Origin of the sequence: Pseudoalteromonas sp. GutCa3, assembly GCF_002836155.1 — a bacterium.
In the GTDB taxonomy this organism is placed as follows: Bacteria; Pseudomonadota; Gammaproteobacteria; order Enterobacterales; family Alteromonadaceae; genus Pseudoalteromonas; species Pseudoalteromonas arctica.
Genome location: NZ_PJBK01000103.1, coordinates 217,760 through 230,345, shown reverse-complemented (window position 1 = coordinate 230,345; position 12,586 = coordinate 217,760). Strand labels below are relative to the sequence as shown.

The 12,586-nt window shown below is 38.9% G+C and carries 5 protein-coding genes; all 5 read left to right on the top strand.

What is annotated here, in order from left to right; genetic code table 11:
• Positions 1-3: 3 nt before the first annotated feature.
• The 5 genes from CXF64_RS20615 to CXF64_RS20595 all read left to right on the top strand — a co-directional run bounded on the left by CXF64_RS20615 (position 4) and on the right by CXF64_RS20595 (position 12,573).
• Entirely contained in the window at positions 4-1,125 is a 1,122-nt protein-coding gene (locus CXF64_RS20615; RefSeq protein WP_101217994.1) for a FecR family protein, read from the top strand.
• A 39-nt stretch (positions 1,126-1,164) separates the two neighbouring features.
• Positions 1,165-7,857, top strand: a complete 6,693-nt coding sequence (locus CXF64_RS20610) for a beta strand repeat-containing protein (protein WP_101217993.1) — start codon at positions 1,165-1,167, stop codon at positions 7,855-7,857.
• A gap of 9 nt (positions 7,858-7,866) precedes the next feature.
• Positions 7,867-8,700 carry an MBL fold metallo-hydrolase gene (locus tag CXF64_RS20605; RefSeq protein WP_101217992.1) on the top strand — a complete coding sequence of 278 codons (834 nt, stop codon included), beginning with the start codon at positions 7,867-7,869 and terminating at the stop codon, positions 8,698-8,700.
• A gap of 128 nt (positions 8,701-8,828) precedes the next feature.
• On the top strand, positions 8,829-10,940 hold the full coding sequence (locus CXF64_RS20600) for a CHASE2 domain-containing protein (protein WP_232783819.1): 2,112 nt from the start codon (positions 8,829-8,831) through the stop codon (positions 10,938-10,940).
• Entirely contained in the window at positions 10,912-12,573 is a 1,662-nt protein-coding gene (locus CXF64_RS20595; protein ID WP_101217990.1) for an HD domain-containing phosphohydrolase, read from the top strand. Before CXF64_RS20600 ends, CXF64_RS20595 begins: the two co-directional genes overlap by 29 nt.
• The last annotated feature ends 13 nt before the right edge of the window (positions 12,574-12,586 follow it).

Below are 12,586 nucleotides of genomic sequence, written 5' to 3'. Positions count from 1 at the left end.
TTTATGAAACATTTACTCCCTGTAATTACCACTTTACTTTGTGTAAGTTTTTATACACAAGCAAACTCCCCTGCTGGTAAAACTATTTTAGCGCGAGGCTCTGTACTAGCGGTTGATGGAAGCTCTGAACAACAACGGCAGTTGCAGCGCAAAGATACCGTTTTTGGTGTAGATCGCATTACGACCGGAGAGAAAAGCAAAGCGCAATTTTCAATGTCGGATGGTGGTTTAATCGCTTTAAAAGAAAATTCAGAACTAAATATTGCTAACTACGAATTTGATGATAATACCCAACAAGGTTCTGCTTCTATTGAGTTACTTAAAGGTGGTTTACGCTCTATTTCGGGTGTGATTAAAAAAAATGGCGGCTCTTATAATGTAAAAACCCCCGTTGGCTCTATTGGTATACGTGGAACACATTTTGAAGTTCAGCTCGTTGAAGGCAATGTGTTTTTAGCTGTATGGGATGGCGCAATAGATCTAACACTCGAAAATAATAGCGTGGTTTCTTTGGGTGATAACGAGGCATTTTCGTTTGCACAAATTACAGCCTCTGGTGAAGTATTAAAAACGACGCGTGCAGCACGTGTGTTTGATCAAAATATAGTAACGATCGACCCTAAAGATGACAACGAAGAAGAGACTGAACAAGCATCTGTAACTGAAGTTGAAGTAAATGCTTTTGAAGCAGATACAGATACTATGGATATATATTCTGAACAACAATTTCAAACAGTTAGCAGCGCATCTTTAGTCGATCAAATAGCTCAGCGCCAAGGTGTATTTAACTATGAAGCATCAAGCTTTAATGTAAATTCGAGTGTGGGTGCTGTTACTGACTTTGCTATGACTATGGCCGTTGATTTTGATAATGGCACAGTGCCTGATGGCGAAATTAGTTTTAATGACGCGGGCGGAAATTGGTATGCGGCTTACAGCGGTTTAATAAATTTAAGCGAACTTGACTTAGCCGTTACATTTGCATCCCATGGCAACAATAAAGCCGAGGGCGATGTTGATGCAATATTTTTGAATGACTTAGACAACATTACTGGCAACTTTAATCTTAACGAAATAAATAATCCTGATGTAAATGCTAGCGGTTCTTTTAAATTAGAACCATAAACACATTGGATACAAAGCTTTTATTATGGAGTATTTAAAATGACAGCAAAAAATATATTTTTGCTTGGTTCTATGGTGTTTTTGTTAAGTGCCTGTGGAGGCTCAGAAGAAAGCCCTGCTCAAGAGACAATACAATCACCTACGGCTGAAGTAGTAACGCCAACGGTGACTAGCTATATAAATTTAGCTGGTGTTATAGCGAGTAATCAAACCAAGAATACAAAAGTTTTAGGTGCTGTCACTTCAAGTAGAGGAGTAGTTGGATCAAGCATAGCTAATACACGCGCTAATATTGTTTTTTCACAAACAAACGAAACTGTGCAAGGCAACGTTTCTTTTTTACTTGAAGCTTCGGATACTGATGGCATTGCTGAAGTTAATTTAGTGCTCCCTAGTGTCAATAAAAGCATATCACTGTGTTCTTCTGATTGTGGTTTTGACTACGAAAAATCAATTATAGGCCTCAGCCCTGCACTTTATGGTGTAACTCCAGGAGAGATACGCCTAGAAATATGGATAACTGACACTTTAAATAATCAAGTCCTTGCTGATGCAATTACTTTTAACTGGCAACCATATCAAATTGAAGGTGTTACAGCTCAGCGAGACGAAGATAATATTAATCTTTCGTGGCAAGCTAACCCCGAACTTAATCGTTATAACGTTTATATTGCAACTCAAGCTGGAGTTTCATCTACTAATATTAATGAATTAGAAAACGGACAACAATTTTTAAGTATTCAAGATACTGCATTAAGCATTACCGAGTCACTTACAGATAAAAGTTATCAAGTACTTATTACCGGTATTGATGGCAGTGGTGAAAGTGGCTTTGCTAATATAATAAACATAGCACCAGTGGGTGGAGAGCTTGCATTTGCACCAGAAGCTAATGCCGATCAGTTTCAGATAAATGAAGATCAAACTCTGCAAGGCAACGTTCTAACAAATGATACGAATCAATACAGTGGCGATTTACGTGTAAATGCAGATGCATTAATTCTACCGCAGCATGGCACCATTAATATAAGTGAAAATGGGGATTTTACTTATATCCCTATTGCAAACTTTAATGGTGAAGATGCCTTTAGCTATCAAGTAGCTAACGAGTTAGGTATGACAGATACCGTAGTTGTAGAGATAACCATTTTAGCTGTTAACGACGCCCCTATTGCGCTTGATAATACTTATAACATTACAAACAATGGAACCTTAGTTGTCCTATCGCCTGGCTTACTTATTAACGATAGCGATATTGATTTAGATAACTTAACTGTTGATACAACGCCTGTTAGCGAACCGACAAGAGGACAATTAACCCTTTTTGATAATGGTAGCTTTGAATACCAAGGCGAGCAGAACATGCAAGGCCAAAACAGCTTTCAGTATAGAGTTGTTGATGCACAAGGTGCTCAGGCTATTGCAAATGTAACTATTGTAAGCTCAAACACTAACGTAGCCCCTGTAACAAAAAATGATAGCTATAGTTTAAGCGAAGATGAAACACTTGTGGTTACAGCAGCCAATGGTGTGCTTAGTAACGATACTGACCCAAATAATGACAGTTTTTCAGTTGATGAAACATTTATTGTGGCACCAACACATGGCCAACTATTATTAGCAATTGATGGCAGCTTTAGTTATGTGCCCGATGCCAATTTTAATGGTGTTGATCAATTTCGATATCAAGCTATAGACTCATTAGGTGCAACCTCTACAGCCACAGTAACTTTAGTAATAAACAGCGAACCCGATAACCCTGTCGCACAAAATGATGCCTATCAATTTAGCAAAAATAAATTATTTGAAGTAACAGTACAAAATGGCTTATTAATTAACGATTTTAATATTGAGGCTGGCGATTTATCAGTTAACACCACGGCAATCAATGCAACTCAAAATGGCGAGCTTACATTAAAAGTTGATGGCTCATTTACCTACCAACCAGACTTAGGTTTTATTGGTGTAGATAGCTTTACTTATTCAATTTCAAATGAGCAAGGCTTAACTGCAACAGCTCAAGTAACATTAAGTGAAAGCGGCGTTAATACTTTTCCAGAAGCCAATAACGATCAATTTACGTTAGACGAAGACAGCTCTGCATCTTTATTAGACGTGCTAGCTAACGACACTGATGCAGATGGCGATACGATTAGTATTTCGAACATAGAAAATATTGCTGGAGAAGCGACTATTGTCGCCGGAAAAATACAGTTTACTCCACCAGCAAACTTTTCAGGTGAGATAGTACTAACTTACACCATTACGGATGGTTATAGCACTGGTAATGAAGGCATAAACGACAGAACAGCAAGTGTGACGATTACCGTGACACCCGTTAATGATGCCCCTACTGCAAATACTGATTCAGCAACGATGAACGAAGATGCTCCTGCGTTATTAGTTAACGTACTAGCTAACGACTCCGACATTGATGGCGATACTCTTACAATAACAGCTGCTACTGCAGATATAGGTTCTGCATCTGTTGTTGATAATAAAATCCAATACATGCCTGCTGCTAATACAAATGGAACAGCAATTATTAGCTACACAATAAGTGATGGGAACAGCGGTACTGCAACTACAAACTTATCAATAATTATTACTCCTGTAAACGATACTCCTATTGCAAACGCAGACTCAGCGACAGTAGATGAAGATGCAGCGCCAATACTAATAAACGTATTGGCAAATGACTCTGACGTGGATGGTGATAGCCTCACTATCAGTGCTGCCTCGGCAAATACTGGTTCAGTCGCAGTGGTTGGCAATCAAATTCAATATACACCGGCAGCCGACGACAACGGCGTAGCAACAGTTACTTATACTGTAAGCGATAGCAGCGGTGGTGCTAGTACAACAACGTTAACTATCACTATTACCTCCGTAAACGATGCTCCAATAGCAAACGCCGATTCGGCTACCATGGCTGAAGATGCAGCGCCAATACTAATAAACGTATTGGCAAATGACTCAGACGTGGATGGCGATAGCCTCACTATCAGTGCAGCATCAGCCGATATTGGCTCGGTCTCAGTGGTTGGCAATCAAATTCAATATACACCGGCGGCCGACAGCAATGGCTTAGCAATAGTTACTTATACCGTTAGTGATAATAATGGCGGAACAGATAATACCACGGTCACTATTACTATAACTGCAGTGAACGATACACCTGTTGCCAATAACGATACTGCTACTATGGCTGAAGATGCAGCACCAATACTGATAAACGTATTAGCCAATGACTCAGATGAAGACGGCGACAGCCTGGTGATAAGTGCACCATCAGCTGATATTGGCTCAGCCTCAGTAGTTGGCAATCAAATTCAATACACACCGGCAGCTGATAGCAATGGCTTAGCAACAGTTACTTATACCGTTAGTGATAATAATGGTGGAACAAATACTGCCACGGTCGCTATTACGATAACTGCCGTGAATGATGTACCTGTTGCCAATAACGATACAGCTACAATGGCTGAAAATGCAGCGCCAATACTGATAAACGTATTAGAAAATGACTCAGATGTAGATGGCGACAGCCTGGCGATCAGTGCAGCATCAGCCGATATTGGCTCAGTCTCAGTAGTTGGTAATCAAATTCAATACACACCGGCAGCCGATAGCAACGGCTTAGCAACAGTTACTTATACTGTTAGTGATAATAATGGTGGAACGAATACTGCCACGCTCGCTATTACGATAACTGCCGTAAATGATGCACCTGTTGCCAATAATGATACCGCAACCATGGCTGAAGATGCAGCACCAATACTGATAAACGTATTAGCAAATGATACTGACTCTGATGGCGATAGCTTGGTGATCTCTTCAGCCTCAGCTGATATTGGCTCGGTCTCAGTAGTTGGCAATCAAATTCAATATACGCCTGAAGCCAATACCAATGGACTTGCCACGGTAACTTATACGATTAGTGATAATAAAGGCGGAACCAATACAGCCACAGTGGTCATTACCGTAACTGGTGTTAACGATGCACCTGTAGCATTGGTTCAAAGTTTTAGTATTAGTGAAAATGCTACAGATGGCGACATCATTGGGACTGTTAGCGCGTCAGATATTGAGAACCAGACCTTAACTTATAGTTTAACTGGCGGTGACACTGCTTCACTTGAAATTAATAGTAGCTCTGGTGTTTTATCAACCGTAGGTGAAAGCCCATTTGATTTTGAAACAACTAATCAATATATCTTAAATGTCACTATAACTGATGATGGCACACCTAATGAAAGTTCAAACGTTAACATAACCGTTAATATTACTGATGAAATTGAGCTTCTTATTCCAACTGAAGATGTGACATTTGGCCGCCCAATTACAGGAGAGCTTGATCTTTCGAACATTTTTTCTGGTGGTGAGTTTAAAGACAGTATTGAGCTTAATGGCAACCTATATTTTGTTGGTTTTGTTGATGGCGACGATAAAGATATTATTGTTGTGTCTTACACCAACGCTGGCATAACAAATAATGCTTTTAATAGTAATGGAATAAAAATATTAGATTTAGATGATGATGAAGAAGCCACAGCTATTATTTCTGACGGTACAGATCTCTTTATTGCTTATTCTAGTTTTGACGGCACAAATACTGAAGCCTGCTTATTGGAAATGAATACTGCTGGCGTTGTAAGTACTGACTCTGGTGAGAATGATTCAGGAGTTCGCTGTACTTCACAAGCGAGTACTCTTGTTATTAATGACCTTGAAATTGATGACGATAAGATACTGGCTGTAGGTAAACGCTTTGACGGCACTCAAAACGATAGTTTATGGATACACTACAAAAAATCAGATCTAGATTTTGAGAACTCTACTCCAGCTATTGTCGATGTTAGCGGCGCTAATCGAGATGATGAAGGCTTTGCCGTTAAGAACTTTGATAAGTCTGATTACTTAGTGGTAGGGAGTGTTACCAATGCAGAGGGAACAAAAGACTCTCTACTTCGTTATTTAAAATCTGATGGCGATAATGACAATAACTTTAATGGTGGCGCAGCACTAACAATTGATATATCTGATAATGATAAAGACGACGAACTTTTTGCTGTAGGCGGAGTTGTTGATTCTGAATTTACTGCCTTTGCAGGTGGATATGTAACAAGAACCAGCGGTGAAAAAGAAGCGGTAGTATTAGCTATTAATAAAGATGGGGAGCTAATCACCACCTTTGGCAATGCTGGTATTGCAATTTATGATATTGATAATGATAGTGGAAATGGTGATGGCGGCGCTAACATTGCGGGCATTAAACACGAGCCCATCAACAATGGTATTAGCTTGTCGGGGACGACTGGCGTATCAGCCTCAGAAAAATTATTTTCAGCACGGATTAATAATCAAGGTACTTTAGATAGTGCCTATGGCACCTCCGGCATTAATATAATTGATGGTATAAGTGGTAAGCAATTTGCCAACACTTTAGCTATCGACTCTAATGACACTATTTGGGTAGCTGGTGTTAATGATGATTCAAATACAAAACCGTTTATTGCAGCAATAGACAGTCAAGCCACATTATTTGGTAACTTTGAAACGAATGGTTACTTTACCCTTAATAATTTAGTAGATGCGACAAACGACGAATCAATGCACGTTTTACAACTTAGCAATGACCCTCATGCCGGTAAGTATATTCTTGCATCAACGGCTAAATCGGACTCAATTACTAAGTTAGTATTAACACGCTTTACGAGTGCGGGTGATATCGATACTAGCTTTAGCGAAAGTGGCCATAAAGAAATTGCCATAGATTTGAGTAAGTCGCGCGTCGCTTTAACCGAGCAAAGCGACGGCAATTTAGTTATTACAGGCTCTAAAAATAGTGAAAATGGTGAAGCGGGCTTTGTAGCTAAAGTTGATCAGTCTGGTAATTTAGACACTTCATTTTCAACAGATGGTGTATACACAACCTCTGTCAGTGGCGCAGAATTGGTAAACCTGACAGGTATTGCACTTGATAATAGCGGTAACATTATTACTGTTGGGTCAATCGTAATAAGCGGCACTCCTAGCCCAATCGTTATAATGCTGACACCAGAAGGTACCCTTGAGCCAAACTTTGGCACTGGCGGAAGTATCATAGGCTCAGCTTTTGAGTACTATAACCGTGTACATACCGACAATGCAGATATTTTCATTGGTGGTAAGGCAGTATTAAGTGGCACTTCAAAGCTAATCGCATTGAAGTTAAGCTCAAACGGTACTGAAGTCTTTAAATATGTAGGTGAAGAAACCACAGATACCCACAATAAAATAGCGCAGATTTTGACTGACACAACGGGTAAGTTATATTTAATAGCAAACCTTATTGATTCGCCAAATAAAGCCAATGTTATTAGACTGCTTGTTACGGGTACGCTCGATACTAGCTTTGCCGTAAATGGTGTCGGTGAATATACTTTGGCCTCAACCGGTAACACTGAGCTAAGCGGTGCAGCGATCGATAGTAGCAACCGACTTATTTTAGCCGGCAAGGCTAACAATAAAGGAATGTTAGCGCGTATCTTAACTGACGGTACTTTAGACAATACGTTTGGACCCAGTGGTGCCGGATTTTATGAAGCAAGCCAATGTACCAGTACACATGTATTTACTTCAATCATCTTACAAAATGATACCCAAGTTGTTGTAAGCAGCACCTGTAATGACACTAACTCTAACAATGTTAGTATTTCTAAATTCAATTTTGTAGAAGATGGAGCTTAGCCTTAAATTATGAAAGTTGAATTTTTTGGTGTTAGAGGCTCAATGGCTTCAGCAGGAAGTAATACGCACATTTTTGGAGGAAATACCTCATGTGTGTACATCGAACAAAATAATGGCAAAGATCTCATTTTAGACTCTGGTACCGGTATTGTAGAACTCGGTACACGTTTACTAGAAACACAAAGTCCTATCAATATTTTGCTAACGCATAACCATTGGGACCATATTCAAGGGTTTCCTTTTTTTAAACCTATTTACCAACCTAACCGCGATATAACTATTACTGTGGGTAACGTTGATGATAAAAAAAGTGAAGATGCCATATTAAAGCAAATGAGTGGTTCGTACTTTCCGGTGTGTTATCAAGATTTACCTGCCAGCATTACGCTTAATACTGATTTATCGTCTCAAAAGCAATTTACACTTAATGGTTTTTTGGTTTCGACTGCTCCACTAAATCACCCTGGTGGTGGTACTGCTTATTGTATTAAAGCAGATGAAAAAAAGGTGGCTTACGTTACCGACAATGAGCTAAATCCGCCAGAAAAAGCAAACACAAGTATTAGCGAATGGGTCAACTTTATTGAAGGCGCTGATTTACTAATTCATGATGCTCAATTTATAGATGCAGACTTGCCTCTTAAACATGGTTGGGGGCATAGCACCATAGATCAGGTGGCTGAGCTTGCTATAAAAGCGAGTATTAAAAATGTGGTTATTATTAGCCACGATCCATCAAGAACCGATGAACAGTTATTAGCTATAGAAAAATATTTACACACGCAGTACGCTCAACAGGTAAAAATAGAGTGCGGCCGAGAAGGACGAGTTTTTGATTTTTAGTCTATCAAGGAGCGTTACTCATTAGCTCCTTAAAACCAATTACTTCAAAGCACTTTTTCATTGGCGCTGTTATTACATTATTAATTGCATCAATAGAGCTATTTTCAACTGGGTCGCTTGCAAAGTTAGTGAACCGCGTAGAAGGTATAATATACGACTCTCGGTTGTTACTAACACTTTCAGAGACGCCTAGGCGTATTGATGAAACCGTTGTAATAATTGATATCGATGAAAAGAGCATGCAAGAACAAGGACGCTTTCCTTGGAGTCGCTCAAAAGTAGCTGACCTTGTTACAAAGCTTACTGATGCAGGTGTTATTGTTATTGCATTCGATATATTTTTTTCTGAACAGGAAGAAAACCCTGTTACAAAAATTATGTCTGAAATTCCTGATTTATCAAAAAAGTACACCATCCCCTTTGCTGAAATTACTAAACAAGTCGATGCAGACACAAAACTAGCAAGCGCATTATCTAAAAATGATACTGTTCTTGGTTTTTTATTAATTGATGAACAACTCACTAATCAAAACTTGCCAGCTAAAAGCAGTGTTGTATGGGCAAATGCGGATCATACTAATTCACAAATAAACCAGTTTCCTGGTGCTATTGTAAATATTCCTCAGTTACAAAATGCTACAACGGGCACCGGTTTTATCAATGCACATAGCGATGAAGATGGCTTTATACGTAAAGCAGCTCTTATAAATCGAGTTGGCAATAAGCTCTACCCTTCTTTAGCACTTGAAGTTGCTCGACTTTATACCCTTGCTGAAAACATAGAAACTCGTTCCAATATATTAGATGGTATAACGTTATTCGAAGGTATAAAGTTTCAAGATAAGTGGATTCAAACTGATGAATATGGGCAAATATTAATTCCTTACAAAGGGCGTGCACATAGCTTCCCTTATTATTCGGCTACCGATATTTTGACCAAAAAAATTGGTTTAGAGGAATTAGAAGGCACTGTAGCGTTTATTGGTACATCGGCAATTGGACTCGCTGATTTAAGATCAACACCTGTTGGTTTACAGTATCCCGGTGTTGAGGTACATGCCAACATATTTGAAGGGTTAATGCACCCAGAACTACTTCCATCTAAACCTAATTGGTCACTGGGAGCAAGTTTACTCATCATTGCATTAACGGGTAGCGTATTGTCGTTTTTTAGCCACGGTAAGAGCGCACGTTTTATTATTATTTTGTCTCTTATAGTCACAAGTGTCGTTATATTTTTAAACGTTTATTTATGGTCAGTACAAAAAATTAGTTTACCTTTATTAATGCCCCTTTTACTCATCATTATATTAGCGGGTTATTACATCATTGTTGGTTCTATCGCTGAAATGAAACATAGCCGAAAAATAAAATCTATGTTTGACCAATATATGCCTCCTGAGCGTATAAATCAGATGATACTACAGGGTAAAAGTTTATCTCAAAAAAGTGAGCGAAAAAATATGACGGTGCTATTTGCCGACATCCGTAGCTTCACTTCTTTATCCGAAAGTATGTCGCCCCATCAGTTAAGTGAATACTTAAACGAATATCTTACGGCTATTACCAAAATCATATTTGATCATAACGGAACTATTGATAAGTACGTAGGCGATATGGTGATGGCATTTTGGAACGCCCCACTAAAAGACGAAAACCACGCTCGCCATGGTGTTGAAGCCGCAATGGCTATGATAAACGGGTTAACGCAAATAAATCAGTTATTTGCAGAAAGCAGCCAGCCTGCAATAAAAATTGGTATCGGCTTAAGTACTGGCGACATGAATGTAGGTGATATGGGATCGGTTTACCGTAAAGCCTATACAGTTCTTGGTGATACTGTTAATTTAGGTGCTAGAGTAGAAAGCTTGACCAAATTTTATGGCGTAGCTATTCTTGTTACAGAAGAAACGATGAAGGAATGCCCTCATATTTCATTTCGTTTAATAGATAAAGTGCAAGTTGTCGGAAAAATAACGGCTGTACTGTTGTTTGAGCCTATAAACTTTACAGATAAGCTCGATGAAGAACAGTTAAATGAAGTTAAAAAATCACAGCAGGCCATGACGCTTTTTTATAATAAAAACTGGCCACAAGCGCTTAGCTTATTTAAAGAACTACACAGCACGACCGTATTTAGCTCTGACGTTTATACCATTTTTATCGAACGTATTAAGGGCACTGATTTGCAAACACTCGCTAAGGATTGGAATGGTGCCTTCAAACATACTAAAAAGTAGTAAACATATGCGACAGCACATTATAGATAAAACAAATCTTCAGCATTTTATCGATATTAGTATTAGGCTAACAACAGAAAAAAACTCGTCTAAGTTACTTGATGAAATACTGCAAGTTGTGATGTCGATAGCAAATTCTGATGCTGGCAGCATTTACTCTATTACCCCAAACAAACAACTCAAGTTTGAAACGGTAATAAATAAGTCATTAAATCTTTATTTAGGTGGCACTTTAGGGAGCCCTGTAGATTTTCCTAATATAGATCTTTTTATTGATGGCAAACCAAACGAAACCGCTATTGTTGCCCACTCTGCAAATTCTGGCGAAGTGATTAACATTCCTGACGTGTATGATGCCCTGCCCTTTGATATGAGCGCAGCTCGCAAAATGGACGCACGCACGGGTTATCGTTCTGAGTCCATGCTAACAATTCCTTTAAAAGATCATGAAGATGACATTATTGGTGTAATCCAGCTTATAAATGTAAAAGATGCGCAAAATAAAAACATTCCTTTTAGTGAAGAGCTTGTCACTCTAATTCGATCTTTTGCCTCTTTAGGCGCTATTTCACTAACTAACTCGACACTAATTAAGGGAATGGAAGATCTTTTTTCGACCTTTGCTGAAACAATTGCGATGGCAATAGATGAAAAATCTCCTCATACCGGTGGCCATTGTAAACGAGTGCCAGCACTCACGTTAATGCTAGCTGATGCCGTACATGATATAAATAAAGGCCCTTTGGCTTCATTTTCGATGAGTGAGGCCGACCGGCATGAACTTGATATAGCAGGCTGGTTACATGACTGTGGGAAAATCGCGACTCCCGATCACATTATGGAAAAGTCGACAAAACTAGAAACTATTTTTGATCGAATAAAATATGTAGATGCTAAATTTGAAATAATTAGCCGAGATTTAAAAATAGCGTATCAGCAAAAAATCATCTGTGCGATGAAGCTGCAAAAACCTATCGAGGTTCAACAATTTGAACGCCTACTTGATACCGAGCTTAAACAGTTGGCATTAGACCGTGCATTATTACAGCGTGTGAATGTAGGGGGCGAGTTTTTAGGTGATGCAGAATTTGAGCACATTGAACGCATTGCAAACAAATACCAACTCGTTATAAATGATATTAATACACCATTGCTCTCAGCTGATGAAGTTGAAAACTTAACAATACGAAGAGGCACGTTAACCGAAGCCGAACGTGAAGTAATGAAACGTCATATGGATGTAACTAAAAATATTTTAGATGCCCTGCCGTTCCCTAAACACTTAAGCAATGTGACTGAATATGCTTTAGGTCATCATGAAAAACTTGACGGTACTGGTTACCCAAGAGGTTTAACCAAAGAGCAAATGTCGGTGCCTGCAAGGTTAATGGCTATTACGGATATTTTTGAAGCGCTATCTGCAGTAGACAGGCCCTACAAAAAAGCAAAACCGGTCAGTGAGTGTTTATTTATTTTAGGGTCAATGGTTGCTAAAAACCATCTTGATGCTGACATTTTTGCTATTTTTATTGAGTCGCAAGTCTATAAAAATTATATCAATGAATATGCTAACCCAGAGCAGCTAGATGAGGTAGATTTTGATAACTTACCCGGTTACACACCTATAAGTTAGCACCTATAAAGCC